The following is a 22,528-nucleotide window of genomic DNA, read 5'->3' on the forward strand; positions in this document are numbered from 1 at the left end:
TTCTGCTTGGCAGGAAGGCCCCGTCCCCGGGCGGGCGGCAGGCCCGCCCCCTGAAGAAGACGGAGGCCGGTCAGTTGACACAGCGGGACGGCGGCGGGCGCGCACCCGCGCGCACCGCCACCGGTCACCACGAACGGGGCAGGCTCAGCCGTGGACCTCGCCCTTGACCTGCCGCTGCACGAACGCGTGGGCCAGATCACCGAACTGCTCACCCAGGGCGATGGAGCGCTCCACCGTCTTGCTGAAGTGCACCCCGCCCCAGACCCGGCTCCTGCCGCAGGTGCGGGTGAAGTCGGTCCACGTGGCGAAGTGGATCGACAGGTCCCTGCCCGGGGTCATACCGGGCTCGATCAGCGTGGAACCGGCCGGGTAGTTGATCGTCCAGTCCAGCTCGTCCGAGCCGAAGAACCGCCTGGCCGCCTGCGAGGTGGCCGAGCACAGCGTCGTCGACCCCGAGGGGTACTCCGGGTGGTCACCCACCGGCAGGTAGCTGCGCCACTCGTTGGCGGGGATGTCGTCGACGGTGCCCATGCCGGGCCCGCCCCACGCGGTCAGCTTGCTCCTGCCGTACACGTGCCGCACCGCGCTGACCGGGCGCACCGCGTCGTACGTGCGCTTGAAGTGCCAGGCCGCGATCAGCGGGTCGAACGTGGCCAGGAGGTGCTGGAGCAGCCACTGCGCCCACCCGTGCACACCCATGTGGTCGTCCGCGTCGTACTTGCGGGCGATCACGATGGAGGAGTAGCCGATGCCCCAGAGCTTGTTCTCCATGATCTCCGCGAGCGCCTTGCGCTCGTCGGTCAGCGACGCCGACGCCTCGACGATCTCGTCCACCGACCGCTTGTAGGCGCGCGGGTTGGTGTGGTCGCTGTGCGCGGGCGGCGCCAGCTGGAACTGGCGCACGTCGTCGAAGATGAGCGCCTTGGCCCGGCCGGCCTGCGGGGTGACGAAGTGCTGGGTGACGTAGATGCCCATGTCACCCGGACCGCCCCCGGCCCGCCGCCCGTTGTGCGGCTGCAGCTGCGGCTGCCAGCGCGAGGGGTTGTTCAGCTTGAACGGCGTGTTCACCGGTTCGTAGCCGGTGTAGTCCGCCCACGGGCGCGGGTTGTACTTACGGCCACCCTCGTAGCCCAGGACGTTCATCCCGTCGTGCGACAGCGCCGCCCAGGCGTTCTTCGCCGCCACGTTGCCGATGCCGACCGGGCTGGACAGGTTCTCCGAGGTGTCGTCGGGGTCCAGACCGAACGCGGTCATCAACTGCCGGATGCCCGCCGTGTCGTTGGGCAGCATCCGCTTCCAGATGCCCAACTGGGCGTAGATCGTGGCGATGTTCATGTTCCGGTTGGTCGCCGACTCCGCGGCCGGACGCCGCGGGATCCGCGTGAAGATCCCCACCGCGCTCTCGTGGTACGGCGCCAGCGCGTCGAACACCGCCAGCATCGCGGTGCGGCTCGTCCACAGGAACACCGTCACGTCCATCGGGCCGATGAACGCCAGCCTGCCCTCCAGCCCGGCCTGCGCGTCCTGCGGCTGGGTCCACTTGATGTAGTTGCCGTGCTCCAGGTCGAAGTCGACCGCCAGCTCCTTGCCGTCGGCGGCAGCCGCCAGCCGGGGGAAGGCCAGCGCCGACAGCACCGCCGCCGAGGCACCTCCCAGCAGCGTTCTTCGGCCCAGCGACAGGTCGGTGACGGAGGTGTGTGCGGACGTCATGCGTGTCCCCGTTCTGTGGAGGTTGCTGCAAAAACGCAAGCGGGACGGAAGGAAGAACAGAGCGCGCCCGGCCGGGCCGAGCGCGCGCCGGTGGCAGCGCAGGTCATCCCTTGACTTCGCCCTTGACCTGCCGCTGCACGAACTCGTGGGCCAGGTCGCCGAACTGCTCACCCCAGACCAGGGACCGCTCGATGGTCTTGCGGAAGTGGACGCCGCCGTCCACCCGGCTCTGCGCGCAGGCCTTGTCGAACTCGGTCCAGGTCGCGAAGTGCACCTGCACGTCCCTCGCGGGACCGATGCCCGGCTCCACCAACGACTGCCCGGCCTTGAACTCGAACGTCCAGTGCAACTCGTCGGAGCCGAAGTAGCGCCGCGCCGTCTGCGAGGCCGCCGCGCACAGCGTCGTCGAACCCGAGGGGTACTCCGGGTGGTCACCGGTGGGCAGGTAGCCGCGCCACTCGTTGGCGGGGATGTCGTTGACCGTGCCCCTGCCCGGACCGCCCCACGCGGTCAGCTTGCTCCTGCCGTACACGTGCCGCACCGCGCTGATCGGCCGCACCGCGTCGAACGTGCGCTTCAGGTACCAGCACGCGATCAGCGTGTCGAACGTCGCCAGGATGTGCTGGAGCATCCAGTGGCACCAGCCGTGCACACCCATCGAGTCGTCCTGGTCGTACTGGCGGGCGATGACGATGGAGGAGTGGCCGATGCCCCACAGCTTGTTCTCCATGATCTCGGCGAGCGCCTTGCGCTCGTCGTTGAGGTTGGCCGACGCCTCGATGATCTCGTCCACCGACCGCTTGTACTCCCGGGGCCGGGTGTGGTCGCTGTACGTGGGCGGGGCGATGTCGAACTGGGCGGGGTCGGAGAAGATGTGCGCCCTGGTCCGCCCGATCTGCGGGGTGACGAAGTGCTGGGAGACGTAGATGCCCATGTCGCCCGGGCCGCCCCCGGCGCGGCGGCCGTTGTGCGGGCCGAGCTGCGGCTGCCAGCGTGAGGGGTTGTTCAGCTTGAACGGCGTGTTCACCGGCTCGTAGCCGGTGTAGTCCGCCCACGGGCGCGGGTTGTACTTACGGCCGCCCTCGTAGCCCAGGACGTTCATGCCGTCGTTCTTCAGGGCGTTCCAGGTGTTCTTCGCGGCCACGTTGCCGATGCCGACCGGGCTGGTCAGGTTCTCCGAGGTGTCCTCGGGGTCCAGGCCGAGCGCGACCATCAGCTGCTTCAGCCCGGCCACGTTCCGCGGCAGCAACCGCTTCCAGATGCCCAGCTGGGCGTAGAGGGCGGCGATGTTCAGGTTCCGGTTGGTCGCCGACTCACTGGCCGGACGGCGCGGGATGCGCGAGTACACACCCACCGCCGTCGGGTGGTACGGCGCCAGCGCGTCGAACGCCGCCAGCATCGTGGTGCGGTTCGTCCACAGGAACACGGTGGCGTCCATCGGCCCGACGAAGTCCAAGGTGGGCGACTGCCCGGCCCGCGCGTCGCTGGGCTGGGCCCACTTGATGTAGTTGCCGGTGTCCAGGTCGAAGTCGACCGTGAGGTTCTCGGCGGCGTCCTCGGCGGCGGCGGCCGAGCCGGAGAAACCGGCCCCCGCCAGCGCCAACGTCGCGGCACCCCCGAGCCCACCGAACAGCAGCGTTCTGCGCTGCGGCGCGAAGACGGAAACCGTGGAACGACCTGACGTCGTCATAGCTTTTTCGTTCCTTGTCCTTGAGAAGGTAGGGCACTGGCACGGTGGACGCCCGCCCGCGCGGGCGGGCGTCCACCGCACCAACAGGAGCAGGTCACTTCTTCACGTCGCCCTTGACCTGCCGCGTGACGAACTCGTAGGCCATGTCACCGAACGGCCGGCCGAACTCCAGGGACCGCTCCACCGTCGTCTTGAAGTGCACGCCACCGTCCACCCGGCTGCGGGCACACGCCTGGTCCAGGGACGTGAAGGTGGGGAAGTACACCTCCGTGTCCTTCGCGGGCGTCAGCCCCGGCTCCACCCCCAGCGCACCGGCCGGAACGGTGAAGCGCCAGTCCAGCGTGTCGGAACCGAAGTACCGCCGCGCCGCCTGCGACCCGGCGGAACAGATCGACGTCGACCCCGACGGGTACTCCGGGTGGTCACTCACCGGCAGGTAGCTGGCCCACTCGTCGGCACGGATGTCGTTGACCGTGCCCACGCCCGGACCGCCCCACGCGGTCAGCTTGCTACGCCCGTACACGTGCCGCACCGCGCTGGCCGGCCGCACCGCGTCGTACTTCGCCTTCTGGTACCAGGCGGCGATCAGCGTGTCGAACGTCGACAGGATGCTGATGAGCACCCAGTGCGCCCACCCGTGCACGCCCATGTGGTCGTCGCGGTCGTTCTGCCGGGCCACCACGATGCTGGAGTGGCCGATGCCCCACAGCTTGTTGTCCATGACCTCGGCGAGGACCTTGCGCTTGTCGTCCAGGTTCGCCGACGCCTCGATGATCTCGTCCACCGACCGCTTGTAGGCGCGCGGGTTGGTGTGGTCGCTGTGCGTGGGCGGGGCCAGGTGGTAGCGGGAGGGGTCGGAGAAGATGTGCGGCGTGGTCCGCCCCGCCTGCGGGGTGACGAAGTGCTGGGCGACGTAGATGCCCATGTCGCCGTTGCCGCCGCCGACCCGGCGCCCGTTGTGCGGGCCCAGCTGCGGCTGCCAGCGCGAGGGGTTGACCAGCTCGTAGGCGGTGTTGACGGGCCGGTAGCCGGTGGGGTCCGCCCACGGCGTACGGTTGTACTTCCGGCCGCCCTCGTCGCCCAGCAGGTTCATCCCGTCGTGCTCGAGGAACTCCCACACCTTGCGGGAGGCCACGTTGCCGATGCCGACCGGGCTGGACAGGTCCTCGGAGGTGTCGTCCGGGTCCAGGCCGAGCGCGGTCATCATCTGCCGCAGGGCCCCCACGGCGGTGGGCAGCAGCCGCTTCCAGATGCCCAGCTGGGCGTGGATGACGGCGATGTTCATGTTCCGGTTGGTCACCGACTCGCTGGACGGACGCCGCGGGATGCGCGAGTGCAGGCCCACCGCGCTCTCGTGGTACGGCGCCAGCGCGTCGAACACCGCCAGGATCGCCGCCCGGTTCGTCCACAGGAACACGGTCGCGTCCATCGGCGCGATGACCGTCAGGCTGGCCGCGTGCCCGGCCTGCTCGTCACTGGGCTGCGCCCACTTGACGTAGTTGCCGGTGTCGAGGTCGAAGTCGATGTGCGGCGCCTCCTCGGTGGCGGCACCGGCCGTACGGGCGAACAGCAGCGTGGACATGGCCATGGCCGAGGCGCCGCCGACGAGCAGCGATCTGCGGCCCAGCGTGGAACTGGTGGGTCCGGACGTCGTCATGGTGATCGTCTTCCTTGTTCATGGCAGGAAGCCAGGCGAGCCTGCGGAAGGACCCTTCACGAGAAGGGCTGGGTAAGGGCCGCGCAACGGCTCACCGAACGAAAGCCGTTGCGCGGCGGGCGCCGGGACTCAGCCCTTGACGTTGCCCTTGACGTGCCGCTGGACGAACTCGTGGGCCAGGTCACCGAACTGCTCACCCAGCTCCAGGGACCTGTCGACGGTCTTCTGGAAGTGGACACCGCCCCACACCCGGCTGTCGGCGCAGATCCGGGCGAACTCGCTCCAGGTACGGATGTGGATCGGCAGGTCACCGTGCGGGGTGATGCCCGGCTCCACCAGCGACTTGCCGGCGGCGATCGTGAACTTCCAGTCCAGCGTGTCGGTACCGAAGGTACGGCGCGCCGACTGCGCCGAGGCGGCGGCGATCGTCGTGGAGCCCGAGGGGTACTCCGGGTGGTCGCTGACGCCCAGGTAGCTGGCCCACTCCGAGGCGGGCAGGTCCTTGACCGTGCCCTTGCCCGGACCGCCCCACGCGGTCAGCTTGCGGTTGCCGTACAGGTACCGGACGGCGCTGACCGGCCGCACCGCGTCGTAGGCCACCTTGTGGTGCCAGGCGACGATCGTCGGCTCGAACGTGGCCAGGATGTGCTCCAGCATGTAGTGGATCCAGCCGTGCATCCCCAACTGCTCGGTGTGCTGGCGGGCCATGACGATCGACGAGTGGCCGATGCCCCAGACCTTGTTGTCCATCACCTCGCTGAGCAGCTTCTGCCGCTCGGTGAGGTGCGCCGACGCCTCCAGGATCTGGTCCACCGAGCGCTTGTACTCCCGCGGCCGGGTGTGGTCGACGTGGGTGGGCGGCGCCAGCCGGAACCGGGAGGGGTCGGTGAAGATGTGCGCCTTCACCTTGCGCAGGTGCGGGGTGACCATGTGCTGCACGACGTAGATGCCCATGTCGCCGTGGCCGCCGCCGAGCCGACGCCCGTTGTGCGGCTGCAGCTGCGGCTGCCAGCGCGAGGGGTTGTTCAGCTCGAACGCGGTGTTGACGGGCCGGTAGCCGGTGTAGTCCGACCACGGGCGCGGGTTGTACTTGCGGCCCCCCTCGTAGCCGAGGAAGTTCATGCCGTCGTTCTTCAGGCCCTCCCACACCGCCTTGGCGGCCACGTTGGCGATGCCCACCGGGCTGGACAGGTTCTCCGAGGTGTCGTCGGGGTCCAGGCCCATCGCGGACATCATCGCCCGCGTGCTCGCCATCTTCGTCGGCAGGACCCGCTTCCAGATCTGGTACGTGGCGTGCACGGCCGCGGTGTTCATGTTGCGGTTCGTGGCGCTCTCGCTGGAGGGGCGCCGCGGGATGCGCGAGTAGATGCCCACCGCGCTCTCGTGGTACGGCGCCAGCGCGTCGAACACCGCCAGCGCCGTCAGCCGGTTGATCCACAGGAAGACGGTCACGTCCATCGGGCCGAACAGGTCCCCGTTCGGTGACTGGCCGGCCATGTCGTCGCTGGGCTGCGCCCACTCAAGGAAGTTGTCGGTGTCGAGGTCGAAGTCGATCGGGGCCGGCTCGGCGCTCTCGGCGGCGGCGGCCGGGCCGGAGGCCAGCCCGCCCACCGTCAGGGCGGCGGCGCCGCCGAGCCCGCCGAACAGCAGCGACCTGCGGCCCAGCGGGAGACTGGAGACGGGAGAACGTCCGGACATGGTCATGAGTGGGTTCCTGTCCTGGTCAAGGGAGGGAAGAGAGAGGGACGGCACCCTCTGGTCGTGCCGTGTCGTGCGTGCCGTGCCAGCGGTGGTCAGCCGCTGACGTCGCCGCTGATGTGCCGCTGCACGAAGTCGTGGGCCAGGTCACCGAACTGGGCACCGAAGGCGAGGGAGATCTCCACGGTCTTCTTGAAGTGCGCGCCCGCCCACACCCGGCTGGCGGCGCAGTCCTTCTCGAAGTCGCTCCAGGTGGCCCAGGTCAGCTCCAGGTCGGTGGCCGGGACGGCGCCCGGCTCCTTCTGGCCCGAACCCGCCGGGAAGGAGTGCGTCCAGTTGAGGACGTCGTCGCCGAGGAAGCTGCGGGCGGCCTGCGCCTGCGCGGCGCACAGGGTGGTGAAACCGGACGGGTACTCGGGGTGGTTGCCCACCGGCAGGTAGCCGGTCCACTCGTCGGCGGGGATGTCGTCGACGGTGCCCTTGCCCACCCCGCCCCACGCGGTGACCGGCTGGCTGCCGTAGACGTGCCGCACCGCGCTGAAGGGCCGCACGCTGTCGTGGGCGCGCTTGTGGTGCCAGGCGGCGATCAGGCTGTCGAACCGGGCCACCGACGTCACCATGAACAGGTGCACCCAGCCGTCCAGGTCCAGGTCGTGCGCCAGGGCCGCGGCGCGCGGCGACAGCGTCACCGACAGGGGCGTGTGCTCGAAGAACTCCGCCTTGACCTTCTGCTCGTCACTCAGGTGCGCCGACGCCTTGAGGACCTCGTCGACGGCCTTGCGGTAGGCGGCGGCGTCGGTGTGGTCCAGGTGCCGGGGCGCGGCCAGGTCGAACTCGCCGGGGTCCTTGTAGGTCTGGGGGGTGACCAGGCCCAGCTGCGGGGTGGCGAAGCGCTGGGCGGTGAAGACGGCCTTGTCGCCGGGGCCGCCGTCGATGCGCCGCCGGTGCGGCTCGATCGCGGGCTGCCAGCGGGAGGGGTCGGTCAGCTCGTCGGCGGTGTTCACCGGCCGGTAGCCGGTGTAGTCCTCATACGGCTGGCCGTGGTAGGCGCGGCCCTGGTCGCCGAGGGCGTTCATGCCGTCGTGGGCGCGGGCCGCGACGATGGCCTTGCCCGCGGTGTTGCCGATGCCGACCGCGGTGGTCACGTCCTGCGACTCGTCGTCGGCATCCAGGCCGAGCGCGCCCATCGCGTGCCGCAGCACCGGCTCACGCTCCTGGAAGACGGCCTTGGCCACCTGGAACATGGCGTGCAGACCGGCGATGTTCTTGTTCCGGTTGGTCGCCGACTCCTCGGCCGGGCGGCGCGGGATCTGCGAGTACACGCCCACCGCGGTGGGGTGGTAGGGGGCCAGCGCGTCGAACCAGGACGTCTGCAGCAGATGGGTCACCCAGGTGTAGGAGGCCACGTCGCCGGGGGCCATGGCGTCGGCCGGGGGGTAGCCGCCGGTGCCGTGCGCGGTGATCAGGTCCCGGACGAAGTTGCCGTTGTCGAAGTCGAAGGGTATCTGCTGGGCGCGGCCGGATGTCGTCATGAGGTGGCGCCTTCCTGAGCTTGGATTGCCTTCATGTGCACGGCGGAGACCTGGTAGTACGCCGCGAGGTCCAGGACTTCGCGCTGGGGCGACCACTTGGCGGCCGAGGCGTTGACCAGGGCGCCGGGGTAGGTGTGCGGCGTGGCGCGCATGAACTGCTCGATCCTCGGCTCCAGCCGGGCGGGCAGTTCGGCCAGGTCCAGGCTGCGGCGCGGCTGCGGCGCGAAGGAGATCCGCTGGATGTCGCCGCTGTCCCAGCTGAGGGTGGTGTAGACCCGGTACGCCTGGGCCGCGTACGCCAGCATCTCCTCGCTCGGCTCGCTCATCCGGGTCTCGCGCAGCATCGCCAGCACGGCCTTCGCGTCCAGGTCCCCGCGGACGGCGGCGGGGAGCTGGAAGTACAGGTTCATCGTCTTGTTCTTGTAGTCGACGCCGATCAGCGCCACCTCGTCCAGGCCGTACCGGGCGAAGAACTCGGCGTTCGCGGCCACCGCGGGCGGCATGGACGCCAGGCCGCCAGCTTCGACACCGTCTGCGGGTCGTGCGGGAAGTTCGCGTAGATCTTCTTGAAACCGCCGACGACCCCGCAGTCGACGTAGTGCTCACTGGTCGGCGCCAGGGTCACGATCTCCGGCAGCAGGGTGGCCACCGGGTGGTCGGTCCGCGTGAGAATTCCGCTGGCCAGAGCGTGGCCATAAGGGTCGCCGATCCCCGGGGAAACCTGGACTGAATACTCCATCTCCGCGACCCGGTCACTGGCCTGGAGACTCAGGATGACACCGCCGTCGGCCGAGAACCCACGCTCGAATGCGGAAAGGACGGGCCACACCTTGTCACGGGAAAACGGTGCATCGACCAGCCGGGCCGATTCTTCGATGACCGAGTACAGCTCTTCCGCGCCAAAACCATCGGAAATACCTTCGGACATCAAGTGACTCCAAGCATTCGATGCCGACCATTCATATGTGGGAAATCCTGAACCGTTACCCTACCAGTCGCCGCTCAAGAGCCGCTCGAAATGAACTAAGGAAAGGGATCTTCTTGACATAGCGAGTGCCCGGCGCCGACACTTCGCGGGGTGAAGAAAATGGGGCGTGCCATGCCCGTCGGCCCTGCTCGTCGCAGAAATAAAGAAAAGCTAAGTGTGAACTGGAGGACAAATGACCAGCGCAGGCATGGAAGGTCTTTACGCCGCCATCGAGGAGACGTCCGGACTGCTGAACATATCCCCCTCGCGTGACAAGGTCTGGCCGATCCTGTCCGCCTACGACCTGGAGAAGGTCGTCGTGGCTTTCCGGGTGACCACGCGCGGCAGCCAGGACCTGGACTGCCGTTTCACGGCACTGCCCGCGGACGTCAACCCCTACCGCTACGCGGTGTCGAAGAACATCGCCGAGGCGACCGACCACCCGGTGGGCACCCTCCTGGACGACGTCCAGGAACACCTGCCGGTCACCGCCCACGGCGTCGACTTCTCCGTCGTCGACGGCTTCAAGAAGACCTGGACGTTCCTGCCCGGCAACGACCTGCAGAAGCTGTCCAAGGTCGCCGCGCTGCCGTCGATGCCCGCCAGCCTGGGGGAGAACCTCGACTTCTACGCCCGCTACGGCCTGGACGACCGCAACAGCATGATCGGGATCGACTACCCGAGCCGCACGGTGAACGTCTACTTCCTGCAGTTCCCCGACAGCTGCCGCGAGCCGGACACCGTCCGCGCGATGCTGCGCGACCTGGGGCTGGGCGAGCCGAGCGAGCAGATGCTCCAGATGGCACGGCAGGCGGTGGGCATCTACACCACCCTCAAGTGGGACTCCGACAAGATCCAGCGGATCACCTTCGCCACCATGGTCCCCGACGCGCGGGCGCTGGCCGGGCGCATCGCCCTGGAGGAGAAGGTGGCCACGTTCGCGGGCCGCGTCGGGCACACCTACCCCGGCCCCGTCCAGGGCCTGTACAACGTCGCCGCCCACCCCGGCGGCGAGTACTTCAAGCTCCAGACGTACTACCAGCTCGCCGAGGGCTCCCTGGAAGCGCGGGTCCTGCTGAACCCGGCGCCCTCCGGCCACTGAGAACGGCGTTTTCCGCCATATCCGCGGCCTCCACCGACCTCCTGCCCGAGGTGCAGCTTCGTCCTGCTCCGTCTCCACCGTGCCTTAAGCCGGACATGAAAATCTTCAAGCGATTCATCCGGAAATGGGACACATGCGGGGGAGTAAAAACCCATGCGCATCTACGGACAGGTTGTTCGTTTCCTCGAGGGTCTCGGCGCCGCCATCGGGGTCACGGCACTCCGGACCGCTATAGGAATTATCTTCCTGTGGTTCGGGGTGCCGAAGCTTTTTCCCGGAGTGAGCCCGGCCGAACCGCTGGCCGCGGATACCGTGGAAAAACTGACGTTCGGGCTCATCGAGGGAACGACCGCCTCCGTGCTGACCGGCGCCCTGGAAACGGTGATCGGGCTGCTCCTGGTCAGCGGGAAACTCCGTCCGCTCACCGTCATCGTCCTGCTCGGGCACATGGCGGGGACGTTCACCCCGCTCTTCCTGTTCCCGAAGGAGACCTGGGAATCCCTGTGCATCGGCACCCTGGAGGGCCAGTACATCCTGAAGAACCTGGTGATCGTGGCGGGCGCCCTGGTGATCATCGGGCATTCCGGGGGTCGCGGCCAGGGGGCACCGCCCGCGCCCCCACCGCGCACGGAAGTCCTCGCGGAGGAGGGCCGACCGCCCGCCGCGGCCGGGCCCGCCCCGGTGACCGCGCCGGACCGGGCGGGCTGACCCGGCCGCGGCACCGGCGTGCGGCGTGTGCCCCGGGCAGACGGCGAAGCTCCTGGCGGCGGGCGTCCCCCGAGGGATCCCGCCGCCAGGAGCTTCGTGGTGCGGCCGGCCGGGCGGCTACTCCCCGGCGGCGGCCGGGGTGGCGTCGCCCTCCTTGATGAGGTCGTCCACGTTCAGCTCGAACAGGCCGCCCTGGCGTCCGCTGAGCCCGGAGACGAGCTTGACGAAGTCGACCTCGGCGTCGTTCTTCTTCTCCGGGTCGACCATGTCCTGGGCCAGGTTGAAGTAGAAGCCCTTGGTCTTGGAGCGGTCGTAGAACCCCTCGACGAACTCGCGGATGTCGTTGAAGAACTCCTGGTAGGAGCGGGAGTAGCGGGCGAGCGCCTCCTCCTCGATGTGCGGGTGCTCAAGGATCTGGTCGATGACCTTCGACAGGGTGCTCGCCGCCAGGGTCGCCAGCGCCACGCCGGTGGAGAACAGCGGGTCCACGAACGCGGCGGCGTCGCCGACCAGGACCCAGCCGTTGCCGTGGAAGCGCTCGTTGGCGTAGGACCAGTCACGCGCGGAGCGGTAGCCCGCGGCCTGGGTGGCGTCCTTGAGGAGTTCCTTCAGCTTGGTGGTGGAGGCGATCTCGGAGTCGAAGAGGTCCTCCAGGGACTTCCCGGAGGCGCTGGCCATCTCCGAGCGCGTCACGTAGCCGACGCTGAAGACGCCCTTGTCGATCGGGATGCCCCAGAACCAGCCGTCCTGGGTGCCCTCGATGAGGATGTTGCTCCACTCGTCACCCGGCAGCCGGTGGCAGTTGTCGAAGTACGTCCACACCGCGACGTTGCGCAGCTGCTCGTGCCAGTGGACCTCGGAGTACTTGCGGCCGATGACGCGGGCCTGCCCGGAGGCGTCGACGACCATGCGGGCGCGGGCCTCGTGGGTGGCGTTCATGCCGCGCAGGGCGTAGCGGACGCCGACGACCCGGCCGTCCTCCTCGATGGTGTCCTTCACCGTCGCGTCCTCCACGACGAAGGCACCCAGCTCGCGGGCCCGGTCCAGGATCAGCGCGTCCAGGTCGGCGCGGCGCGTGTGGAAGGCGTAGGGGATACGGCCGCCGGTGGAGAACGAGAAGTTCCACGGGATCTCGTTGTTGCCCCAGACCAGGGTGCCGCCGTACTTGCGCTCGAATCCCTTGGCCTCCATGCGCTCCTTCAGGCCGAGTTCCTCCATGGGAACCATCACGCCGGGAATGAGCGACTCGCCGACGTGATAGCGGGGGAACCGCTCACGGTCGAGCACGAGAACGCGGTGCCCGCGCTTGGAGAGCAGCGCGGCGGTCGTCGCGCCGGCGGGCCCGCCGCCGATGACGATGACGTCGAAATCACCAGTAAACCCGAAGAGATTGGACGACATTTAAGACCTTCCCGTTCCGAGGTGGCCGCACCAGTGAGAACACGCTTCAAAGACCACAGTGACGGCCGGGTCCGCACGGTGTCATCGCTGAGATTGCTCAGTGGGCGCAGCCGCAGAAATCGGCGGAACGGGCCCGGCTGGAGCCGCGCCGCAATTGAACTCGGATGATTGGCGGCGGATTTCCGGCAGCCCGCCCGCGGCCGACCGCATCTGTCATGCTCACGCCAACGTGCCCGCGCGGGGCGGTCCGGCCGCGCCCGTGGGCGGTCCGCGCCCCCGCGAGTGCGAGAGTCACTCAATCTCTCACAACTGCCAAGTGACAGCTGCTATCATTTGCCCATGGCTGTTAAAAGTCGCCCGTTAGGGCTGGTCCCGGTACGCCGCCCTCACCGCCCTCCGGGGTGCCGGGCGCGCGGGTAGCAGGCAGCGCCCGCCTCCCCTCCCCCTGTGGCGACCGGTCCTTCCGGCGCCGAACCGGCACCCTTTTTTGAGAGGAACCCATGAGCACGAACCCTGAACAGGCGGCACCCGCTGACGGGAGCGGCGGGGGCACGCTGGACGCGCGTCAGCTGCGCCAGATCCTGATCACCGTCTCCGTCGCGCTGATGGCCGTCATGGCATCGGTGTCCGGGCTGAACGTCGCCCAGACGGAGATGGCGGTCGACTTCGAGACCTCGCAGAGCACGGTCCTGTGGATCATCAACATCTACACCCTCGCGCTGGCCGCGCTGCTGCTGCCGCTCGGCGCGGTCGGGGACCGGCTGGGCCGCAAGCCCATGCTGATCGCGGGCCTGGTCCTGTTCGGCGTCGCCAGCGTGGTGGCCGCCGCCGCCCCGACCGCCGAGGTGATGATCGCCGCGCGCGTGGCCAGCGGTGTCGGCGCCGCGATCATCATGCCGATCACCCTGGCCGTGATCACCTCGACCTTCCCCGAGGAGCAGCGCGGCAAGGCGATCGGCGTGTGGACCGGCGTCGCCGGCGGTGGCGGCATCCTGGGCATGTTCCTGTCCGCCTTCCTCGTCGACGTCGCCGACTGGCGCTGGCTGTTCGCCCTGCCCGTGGCGCTGATCCTGGCGTCCCTGGCCATGACGCTGAAGTCGGTGCCCAACTCCCACGAGCGGAGCCCGCACACCTTCGACACCGTCGGCGCGCTGGTGTCCGTCGTCGCCGTGGCCGCCCTGATCTACTTCCTCCAGGAGGGCCCCGAGCGCGGCTGGGGCGCCTCGGTGACGCTGGCCAGCCTCGCCGTCGGCCTCATCGCGGCGGTCGTCTTCGTGGCCTGGGAACTGCGCCGCCGGGACGCCTCGCTGCTGGACGTACGCCTGTTCCGGGAGCGCGGCCTGGCCGGCGGCTCGATCACGCTGGTGGTGGTCTTCGGCGTCCAGGGCGGGATCGCCGTGGTCCTCTTCCCCTTCCTGCAGGCCGTGGTGGGCTGGTCCGGGCTGGCGTCCGCGGCGGCGCTGATGCCGCTGGCGATCGCCATGATGGCAACCTCCGGCCTGGCCCCCCGGCTGGCCGCGGCGGTGGGCCCGCGCGCCACGATGAGCCTGGGCATCGCGCTGATCGGCGTCAGCCTCGCCCTGATGGCGCTGTTCGTCTCCGTCGACGGCGGCTACCTGTCGATCCTGCCCGGCATCATCGTCATGGGCATCGGCCTGGCCTTCTCCATGGTGCCCTCCACCGAGGCCATCACCCGCTCCCTGCCGAGCGAGAAGCAGGGCGTGGCCTCCGCCCTCAACGACGTCACCCGCGAGTTCGGCACCGCCCTCGGCGTCGCCCTGCTCGGCGCCATCCTGTCAGCCGGATACCGCAACGCCATCGACGACGAGCTGGACGGCATCCCCGAGCAGACCGCGGACACCGCCCGCGAGGGCATCGCCACCGCCCTGGAGGCCGCACCCAGCGCGGGCTCCCGCGCGGCGGACCTGGCCGACGCGGCCAAGGAGTCCTACGTCGACGGCTGGCAGCAGTCCATGTGGGCGGGCGTCGCCGTGATGGCCGTCCTGTTCGTCTACATCGCCCTGCGCGGCCCGAAGACCCCCGCCCCCGCCCCCGCCGCGCCCGACGAGACGGCGGACACCAAGACCGTCGCCGCCTGACCCCCCGCCCCCGGCACTCGGGAGGCACCCAGGAGAGGCGGGGACCCCGGACACTCGTCACCGAGCACCCGGGGTCCCCGCCTCCCCCCTTTTTTTTGCCACGCATTCGCGTAATCGTGTGGACGTGGCTTTGCGGCGGCAGAATGACAATCCCCGGCCGTTACCGCTGAGCCAATACCAGAACCAGTTTCACTGAATTCGGCCCGGCACCCTACCAGCAGCCACTCAAGAGTTGCTCGAAGAAAGCTAGGAAAAGGGAATCCCCTTGACATGCCGAGTGCCCGGCATGAAAACTTCGCCGAGTAACGAAAATGGGGCGTGTCATGCCCGTCGGCCCTGCTCAGCGCGGAAAAACAAATGTCAGACCGACGTCCTGACCCACCAAGACGCTCAGCATGAACGCCACCTGTCAGTTCTGGTCCCTGGTCCTGGAGGAATGATGCTGAGTAGACGATCCCTTCTGCGCCGCGGCGGCGGCCTCGCGCTCGCCGCCGCCACGGTCGGGACATCCGCGGGGGCGGTCTATGGCAGTGAGAACAAGTGGGAGCAGCTCCGCAAACACCTCCGCGGAGACGTCGTCCTGCCCACCGACGACGCCTACACCTATGCCAAGCAGTGCGTCCTGGTGGAACTCGACACCGTGACCCCGCAGGGAATCGTCTACTGCGAGACCCCCCAGGACGTCGCCACGGCCATCGCCTTCGCCCAGGACCACGACCTCGCCGTCCACACCCGCAGCGGCGGCCACAACCTGGCCGGATGGTCCACCGGCCCGGGCATGATCCTCGACGTCTCCCGGCTCAGCCACATCGCCGTCGGCCCCCGCACGGTACGGCTCGGCCCCGGCGTGCAGAGCATCGACGCGGTCACCACCCTGCAGGCCCACAACCGGCAGATCGTCACCGGCACCTGCGCCACCATCCGCCAGGGCGGCTACCTCTCCGGCGGCGGCATCGGCTTCCAGGCCCGCAAGTTCGGCATCGGCAGCGACCGCCTCGTCTCCGCCCGCGTGGTGCTCTCCGACGGCCGTATCGTGCGCGCCTCCCACGAGTCGCACCCCGACCTCTTCTGGGCCCTGCGCGGGGGCGGCGGCGGCAACTTCGGCGTCGCCGTCGACCTTGAGGTACGCCCCATCACCGCGCCCCGCCTGGTCTACTTCGACACCTACTGGCCCTGGGACAAGGCCCAGGAGGTCATCACCGCCTGGCAGGAGTGGTGCTCCACCGGCTCGGACAACCTCGGCGCGACCCTGACCCTCCTCGTCCGCGACGGCGCCCCCGGCAACGTCCCCCTCCTCAAGATCCACGGCGGCTACCACGGACCCCAGCAGGAGATCGAGCAGGCCCTGAACGACCTGGCCGCCGCGGCGGGCGCCACCCCCACCCTGCGCCACGTCCAGGAGTACCCCTACGGCGAGGCGATGAAGGCCGTCTACACCTGCGAGCAGATGACCGTGCAGCAGTGCCACCGCGCCGGTTCCAACCCGGACGCCAAGATCCAGCGCACCCCCTTCCTGCGGGAGCGCACCCGCCTGCTCGACCGCCCCACCGGCAGCTCCGGAACCGCCGACCTGCTCGCCACGTTCGAAGCCAACCGCAGGCCCGGCCACACCACGTACCTGTACTTCACCGCCCTGGGCGGCGCCGCCAACCGGGTGCCGCGCACCCACACCGCCTACGTGCACCGCGGCGCGGAGTTCTTCGTCGCCTGCGCGACGCTGCTGGCCAACCCGCGGCCCACCGCGGAGGAGGCCGAGGCCGCCATGGTGTGGCCCACCGAAGCCTTCCACGTCATCGACCCGCTCTCCAGCGGCGAGTCCTACCTCAACTTCCCCAACCCCGACCTGGGGGACTGGCGGCAGTCGTACTACGCGGAGAACTACTCCCGCCTGGTCGCCGTCAAGCGCCGCTACGACGCCCCGAACTTCTTCCGCCACCCGCAGAGCATCGGCAGCTGACCGCCGAGCACGGTCCCGTCCGGCGCACCCACCACGCGACGTCCCCCCACCGCGCAGGCCCAGCCAGCCCGGTGGGGGGACGTCCCCGCGCCCGGGCACCCGCCCCCGGCGCCGCCGCCCCCCCCCGTGCCGCGCGGAACCGAGCAGAGCGCACAGAGCAGAGAGGACCCCATGACCACGCCCGAGCCCGCCACACCCGCCGCACCCACGGCGGCGGCCACCCCCTTCGCACCGCGGCGCCGGTCGCTGCTGATCGGCGGCGCCTCCACCGCGACCCTCGCCGCCCTGGGCGCCACCGCCGCCGCCACACCGGCCGCGGCGGCGGACGGACCGGCGGTCACCTTCGACTTCGACAACGGCAACTTCATCCGGGACCTGATCACCACCCGCGCCGACGGCGTCTTCCCGCCCGAGGGCGCGATCGGTCCGATGGACGCCACCATCTTCGTCTGGCTCACCAGCACCCTGCAGATCTCCTGGTTCGACGCGCTGGCGCCCTACCACCCCACCGCGGTCGGCATCCACTGCCGTATCCCGCGCCGCCCGGCCGCCGAGTCCGCCACCAACCGCAACAAGAACATCGCGGGCCTGCACGCCGGATACCAGGTCGCCAAGGCCCTGTTCGAAGAACGCGAACCGGTCATGCGGCAGGCCCTGATAGCCGTCGGCCTGAACCCCGACGACGACTCCGAGGACCTGACCACCGCCGTCGGCATCGGCAACACCGCGGGCAAGGCCGCCGTCGCCGCCCGCGCCCACGACGGCATGAACCACCTCGGCGACATCGGCCGCAGATACCCCAGCGCCCCCTACGACGACTACACCGGCTACCAGCCCGTGAACTCCCCCTACGCCCTCACCAACCCCTCCCGCTGGCAGCCCGCGATGCACCCGCACCGCCGCCGCGTCGGCGGCGGACCGGGCGACAAGGGCATCTGGGTCATCCAGCGCTTCGTCACCCCGCAGGCGCGCCTGGTCAAGCCCTACACCTTCACCGACCCCGGCCAGTTCACGCTCCCCGCGCCCGACCACACCACCCACACCAACGCCCGCGCCTACAAGCGCGCCACCGACGAGATCCTCAAGGCGTCGGCCACCCTCACCGACGAACGCAAGCTGCTCGCCGAGTGGTTCGACAACAAGCTGGCGGGCATCACCCAGGCCCCCACCGCCGCCGCGCTCGCCCACGACCTCGACCTGGACGGCTGGGCCCACCTGTTCGCCGCCGTCTCGGTGGCCCGCTTCGACGACCTGATCGCCGCCTGGCACTGGAAGGTCAAGTACGACGCCGTACGGCCGTTCACCGCGGTACGGCACGTCTACGGCCGCGGCAAGGTCACCGCCTGGGCCGGACCCGGCGCGGGCACCGCGAGCGACGTGCCCGCCGACGAGTGGAAGTCCTACCTGCCCGTCGGCGACCACGCCGAGTACCCCTCCGGCTCCACCACCCTGTGCGCGGCCGAGGCGCAGGCGGCCCGCCGCTACCTCGGTGACGACGTCCTCGACTGGACGGTCGACTTCCCCGCCGGTTCCGGCCAGACCGAGCCGGGCCAGGTCCCCGCCCGCGACCTCACCCTCACCTGGCCGACCTGGTCCGACTTCAACCGCGACTGCGCCGACAGCCGCGTCTGGGGCGGCGTGCACTTCCAGACCACCGTCGACCGCTCCCTGAAGTGGGGCGCCCAGTTCGGCGACCGCGCCCACGACTTCATCCAGCGCCACATCACGGGCGACGCCGGGGCCTGACCCCCGCACGCGGCGGGCAGCACCTCGCCGTGCCGCCCGCTGCCGCGCCCTGCGGGCGGCACCCCACCGTGCCGCCCGCCGGGTACGCCCCCGTCATGCCGCCTGGCCACCGCCCCACCCAGCGGGCACCATGCCAACAGTTGGCGCAACCAAGCCCGTTGGAAGGTGGTGCGCATGGCCGTCGTCGATCTGGCCGCGCTGGGGGAGCCGTTCACCCGCGACCCCTACTCCGTCTACGCCCGGCTACGGCGGCAGGGCCCGGTGCACCGCATCCGGATGCCGGAAGGCGGCGCGCTGGCCTGGCTCGTCGTCGGCTACGAGGCCGGGCGGGCCGCGCTGGCCGACCCCCGCCTGTCCAAGGACTGGAGCAGGGCCTCGCCCGACCTGCCGCTGGGGGCGGTCTCCTCGGGCCCCCACATGCTCCGGGCCGACCCGCCGGACCACACCCGCCTGCGCAGACTGGTCGCCCGCGCCTTCACCGCCCGCCGCGTGGAGGAACTCGCGCCCCGCATCCACAAGACGGCCGACGCCCTCGTGGAACGGATGCGCACCGCCCCCGACGGCCGCGCCGACCTCGTCGAGGCGCTGTCCTTCCCGCTGCCGATCTCCGTGATCTGCGAACTCCTCGGCGTCCCCGACCTGGACCGCGCCTCCTTCCGCGCCTGGTCCAACGAGGCCCTCGACGCCACCGACCCCGACCTCCGCAAGAGCGCCGCCGCCCAGATGGCGCGCTACATCACCCACCTGGTGCGCGACAAGCGCCAGCACCCCGGCGACGACCTCCTCAGCGCCCTGATGCACCCCCCAACCGGCACCCACGAGGACGACGGGGACCGGCTTACGGAGGAGGAACTCATCGGCATGGCCTGGCTGCTGCTCGTCGCGGGCCACGAGACCACCGTCAACCTCATCTCCAACGGCGTCCTGGCCCTGCTCACCCACCCCGGGCAACTGGCCGCGCTGCGCGCCGACCCCACCCTCATCGACGGCGCCGTGGAGGAGATGCTCCGCTACGACGGCCCCGTGGAGACCCCCACCTACCGGTTCACCACCGAGCCGGTGACCATCGGCGGCACGACCATCCCCGCGGGCGGCGAACTCGTCCTCATCGCCCTCGCCGACGCCGACCGCGACCCCGCCCGCTTCCCCGACCCCGACCGCTTCGACATCACCCGCGACGCCCGCGGCCACGTCGCCTTCGGCCACGGCATCCACTACTGCCTGGGCGCCCCCCTGGCCCGCCTGGAGGCCCGCATCGCGATCAGCACCCTGCTGGAGCGCTGCCCCCACCTCGCCCTGGACGTCCACCCCGCCGCACTCACCTGGCGCCCGGGCATGATGATCCGCGGCCCTCGAACCCTCCCGGTCCGCTTCACCCCGTAACCCGGTACCGACACCGCCCAAGCTCCCGGCCGCCCCTGCTCTAGGGGGAGCGCAAGGTGACCGGGAGCGGCTGAGGACGGCGCGCGTGTGTGCGCCGTCTTCCCAGGGGCCTGGGCGGCCTGTCCCCGTTGCCCGCCGATCCTGCTACGCCTCACCCCGGGTGTCAACGATTGATTCCAGCCGCTCAACTATCGTTGATTCGATGCTGCCGTGGCCGGTTGGCCGCTGCCCGGGGGCAGGACTATCCGGTGGCCGAGGGCAGGGAGATGTCCGCCGCGGCCAGAAGGCGGCGTTCCGCCGGGGTGAAGGTGGGGGCGTTGAGCGGGGGGCGCCCTGGGCCGAGCAGGGCCGCGGCCAGGACGCTGGGGCGCAGCAGGGAGGTGCCCGGGGACTGGAGGGTCAGGACGTCGGTCAGGGCGGTGGCGACGTGGTAGGAGCCGGTCGCCGTGTGGGACAGTCGGCTGACGTAGCGGTGCAGGAGCCGGTCGAGCATCCCGGCGGTCCTGCCCTGGGTGGTGGCGTAGTGGATGTCCTGGCCGGTGGCGAGGGTCCAGGCGAGGTCGACGGGCTGGGCGATGGCGCGCTGCGCTCGCCGGGCCAGGCCGCTGCCGAGGCCGTGGCGGGACAGCTGGGTGCGCAGGGCGAGGGCGCCGAGGGCGGCGACGGACATGCCGTGGCCGTAGACGGGGTTGAACGCGGCGACGGCGTCTCCGAGGGCGACGAGACCGTCGGGCCAGGTGCGCAGACGCTCGTAGTAGTACCGCCGGTTGGCCGTGGTGTGGGTGACGGTGATGCCGGTGAGCGGCTCGGCCTGGGCGATCAGGTCGGCCACCAGGGGGTGCCTGAGGGTGCGGGCGAACGCGTCGAAGCCAGCCGGGTCGCGGGGAGGGTGGCCGCCCGGGGTGCCCATCAGGCTGACGTGCCAGCGGCCGTCCTCGATGGGCAGGATGCCGCCCGCCCTCGCCGGGCCGGGACGGCGCGGGTCGGCCTGCAGGTTGATCACGGGCCAGTTGTGCGTGGGAACAGGGGCGCGGTACACGCGGCTGGCGTAGGCGTAGCCCGCGTCGACGACGTCCTCGCTGAGGTGGGTGACGCCCAGCGCGGCGAGCCACCGCGGGGTGCGGGAGGCCCGGCCGGAGGCGTCGATGACGAGGTCCGCGGCGAGTTCGCTCTCCTCGCCGTCGGCGCCGTGCAGACGCACGCCGGTGACGCGGTCAGCCGAGCCCACGAGACCGGTGGCCTTGGCGGGGGACCGGACGGTGACCTTGGAGTCCTTCAGGACGTGCTGGCGGACGACCGAGTCGAACAGGTCGCGGCTGGCGGCGATCAGGTAGTGGCTGTCACGCCGCCAGCGGCGGTACCAGCCCTCGGGGGAGTGCATGACCATGTTTGTGGTCATGGGCACCCGGTTGGCGCCCGACCCCAGCAACTGCCCGACCGCACCCGGCAGCAGCTCGTGGACAGCCTCGGCGCCCCCGGAGACCAGGACGTGCAGGTGCGCCGCCTGCGGCACCCCGGGGCGTGGCTCGGGCCCGACGGGTATCTCGTGGGCGTCGACGATCACCACGTCGGTGACATGGTCCCTGACGGCGGCCGCGGCCAACATGCCAGCGAGGCTGCCTCCGATGATGACGGCCCGGGTGTTCGGCGCCTGCGACGGCTCGGTCATGATGCGTTACTTTCTGCGGGAGCACTGGGGTACTGACGGAAACGGGCGACGACGGGGGAGACGACGGCCCGCGACAGCGGGACCAGGTCATGGGGGCCCCAGGGCTGCGCCGCGACAGGCGGCCTGACACCCTCGGCGGTGCCTCGCCGCCGCTGTGCGCTGGCAGCGACGATCATGGCCGCGTCCGCGGCGACAGCCGCGCCGTCCTCGTCGTCCCCCGCGGCCAGAGCGGCCTGGTACGCCTCGTCGCGCACCAGGGTGTCCAGGAGGGGGGACAAGGCGAGCAGCGCGTCGAAGATGCTGGTCTGCCGCCAGGTCAGGCGGACGGTCGGCGCGGTCCACCACGGCAGCCTCAGGGCTCCCGGTGTCGGGACCTCCTGGAGTTCGCGCCAGAGCGGGGCGAGCTGGCGCAGCCGCCGCAGCGAACGGGTGTGTTCCGCGATCCGCGGGCCGACCAGGGGCACGGCGAATCCGGTGACGCCCAGCAGCGCGGACGGCGCGGCGAACTGCGGGGCGACCTGGTCGATGAGGAAGTACCAGTCATGGCCCCGCCAGATGCCGACGATGGCGACCAGCTTGGTGACGTCGTAGCAGACGTGCAGCAGGTAGCAAGGACCCAGGAGCCACAGACCGGCGCGCAGGGAGCCGTGGACCTGCGAGGACCACCGCCAGCACAGGACGCTGGTGGCGAGCGTGGCCGCGCACTGCGCCAGCAGGTAGGTGAGGATCATCTCCCGGATGTAGGGCGTGCTGGCGTAGTAGCCGTCGAACAGGGTCAGTTGCTCCACCGGTGCCTCGCCCGCCCAGAACAGCACGATGACGGCGACGATCAGGAGGCCGTAGACCGTGATGCAGATGCGTGAGGCGCGGCGGGTCCGCTCGGGTGGCGCGGGCCGCCAGTTGATGATCAGCAGGAGGCTTGCGCCGGAGAAGGCGATCATGGCCGAGTACGCCACGGGCGCCGCGAAGTTGGGTACGCCGGTGAGGTCGTTGATCGCGGCGATGGACTCCGGCGCGGCGAAGAAGAAGATCAGCGCCCCGGCGAAGAGCAGCAGGCAGGCCGCGCGCAGCAGCATGTCGTGCCACCGGTGGAAGAGGGCGGGCACCTTCACCAGGCAGATGACGAGCAGCAGGGTTCCGCAGATGTAGAACGCCGTGCTGTCGGTCCCTTGGTCCACCCTGCGCAACTCCTCGCGGTCTCGTGTGTGG

The 22,528-nt window shown here is 70.3% G+C and carries 16 protein-coding genes; 6 read left to right on the forward strand and 10 right to left on the reverse strand.

From position 1 onward, the window contains the following. Positions 1–144 precede the first annotated feature (144 nt). The 7 genes from ACFQZ6_RS34470 to ACFQZ6_RS34500 all read right to left on the reverse strand — a co-directional run bounded on the left by ACFQZ6_RS34470 (position 145) and on the right by ACFQZ6_RS34500 (position 9,215). Entirely contained in the window at positions 145–1,710 is a 1,566-nt protein-coding gene (locus ACFQZ6_RS34470) for a DUF6851 domain-containing protein (RefSeq protein ID WP_381617518.1), read from the reverse strand. A 103-nt stretch (positions 1,711–1,813) separates the two neighbouring features. Continuing rightward, on the reverse strand, positions 1,814–3,400 hold the full coding sequence (locus ACFQZ6_RS34475) for a DUF6851 domain-containing protein (RefSeq protein WP_381617521.1): 1,587 nt from the start codon (positions 3,398–3,400) through the stop codon (positions 1,814–1,816). Positions 3,401–3,494: 94 nt separating this feature from the next. Then, a complete protein-coding gene (locus ACFQZ6_RS34480; protein WP_381617524.1) occupies positions 3,495–5,057 on the reverse strand; it encodes a DUF6851 domain-containing protein in 1,563 nt (520 codons plus the stop codon). Between the two features lie 129 nt (positions 5,058–5,186). Beyond that, complete coding sequence (locus tag ACFQZ6_RS34485) at positions 5,187–6,755, reverse strand: DUF6851 domain-containing protein (protein WP_381617526.1); 1,569 nt, start codon at positions 6,753–6,755, stop codon at positions 5,187–5,189. Between the two features lie 95 nt (positions 6,756–6,850). Then, on the reverse strand, positions 6,851–8,287 hold the full coding sequence (locus tag ACFQZ6_RS34490; protein WP_381617529.1) for a vanadium-dependent haloperoxidase: 1,437 nt from the start codon (positions 8,285–8,287) through the stop codon (positions 6,851–6,853). Then, complete coding sequence (locus ACFQZ6_RS34495; RefSeq protein WP_381617531.1) at positions 8,284–8,790, reverse strand: aromatic prenyltransferase; 507 nt, start codon at positions 8,788–8,790, stop codon at positions 8,284–8,286. Before ACFQZ6_RS34495 ends, ACFQZ6_RS34490 begins: the two co-directional genes overlap by 4 nt. After that, positions 8,724–9,215, reverse strand: coding sequence for an aromatic prenyltransferase (locus tag ACFQZ6_RS34500; RefSeq protein WP_381617534.1), 492 nt, complete (start codon positions 9,213–9,215; stop codon positions 8,724–8,726). The genes ACFQZ6_RS34495 and ACFQZ6_RS34500 overlap by 67 nt, the downstream gene beginning before the upstream one ends. A gap of 232 nt (positions 9,216–9,447) precedes the next feature. Here ACFQZ6_RS34500 and ACFQZ6_RS34505 point away from each other — a divergent pair, with 232 nt between their 5' ends. Both ACFQZ6_RS34505 and ACFQZ6_RS34510 read left to right on the forward strand, forming a co-directional pair. Further along, complete coding sequence (locus ACFQZ6_RS34505; RefSeq protein WP_381617537.1) at positions 9,448–10,356, forward strand: aromatic prenyltransferase; 909 nt, start codon at positions 9,448–9,450, stop codon at positions 10,354–10,356. Positions 10,357–10,509: 153 nt separating this feature from the next. Continuing rightward, positions 10,510–11,064 (forward strand): DoxX family membrane protein, encoded by a 555-nt coding sequence (locus tag ACFQZ6_RS34510; RefSeq protein WP_381617540.1) that lies wholly within the window; start codon positions 10,510–10,512, stop codon positions 11,062–11,064. 117 nt (positions 11,065–11,181) lie between these two features. On the opposite strand, the gene ACFQZ6_RS34515 is transcribed toward ACFQZ6_RS34510, so the two are convergent. Beyond that, a complete protein-coding gene (locus ACFQZ6_RS34515) occupies positions 11,182–12,465 on the reverse strand; it encodes an NAD(P)/FAD-dependent oxidoreductase (RefSeq protein ID WP_381617543.1) in 1,284 nt (427 codons plus the stop codon). Positions 12,466–12,965: 500 nt separating this feature from the next. Here ACFQZ6_RS34515 and ACFQZ6_RS34520 point away from each other — a divergent pair, with 500 nt between their 5' ends. From ACFQZ6_RS34520 to ACFQZ6_RS34535, 4 genes are all read left to right on the forward strand, one after another. Beyond that, positions 12,966–14,564 (forward strand): MFS transporter, encoded by a 1,599-nt coding sequence (locus ACFQZ6_RS34520; protein WP_381617546.1) that lies wholly within the window; start codon positions 12,966–12,968, stop codon positions 14,562–14,564. Between the two features lie 439 nt (positions 14,565–15,003). Beyond that, positions 15,004–16,521: an FAD-dependent oxidoreductase gene (locus ACFQZ6_RS34525; protein ID WP_381617549.1), complete on the forward strand. Its 1,518-nt coding sequence runs from the start codon at positions 15,004–15,006 to the stop codon at positions 16,519–16,521. Between the two features lie 171 nt (positions 16,522–16,692). Then, positions 16,693–18,267 carry a vanadium-dependent haloperoxidase gene (locus ACFQZ6_RS34530; protein ID WP_381617552.1) on the forward strand — a complete coding sequence of 525 codons (1,575 nt, stop codon included), beginning with the start codon at positions 16,693–16,695 and terminating at the stop codon, positions 18,265–18,267. A 174-nt stretch (positions 18,268–18,441) separates the two neighbouring features. Continuing rightward, positions 18,442–19,650, forward strand: a complete 1,209-nt coding sequence (locus ACFQZ6_RS34535) for a cytochrome P450 family protein (RefSeq protein WP_381617555.1) — start codon at positions 18,442–18,444, stop codon at positions 19,648–19,650. Positions 19,651–19,891: 241 nt separating this feature from the next. Here ACFQZ6_RS34535 and ACFQZ6_RS34540 read toward each other — a convergent pair whose 3' ends face one another. After that, positions 19,892–21,319 (reverse strand): NAD(P)/FAD-dependent oxidoreductase, encoded by a 1,428-nt coding sequence (locus ACFQZ6_RS34540; RefSeq protein WP_381617558.1) that lies wholly within the window; start codon positions 21,317–21,319, stop codon positions 19,892–19,894. After that, positions 21,316–22,497: an MAB_1171c family putative transporter gene (locus ACFQZ6_RS34545; protein WP_381617560.1), complete on the reverse strand. Its 1,182-nt coding sequence runs from the start codon at positions 22,495–22,497 to the stop codon at positions 21,316–21,318. The genes ACFQZ6_RS34540 and ACFQZ6_RS34545 overlap by 4 nt, the downstream gene beginning before the upstream one ends. Positions 22,498–22,528: the final 31 nt, after the last annotated feature.

Origin of the sequence: Streptomyces flavalbus, from assembly GCF_042674625.1 — a bacterium.
GTDB lineage: Bacteria > Actinomycetota > Actinomycetes > Streptomycetales > Streptomycetaceae > Streptomyces > Streptomyces flavalbus.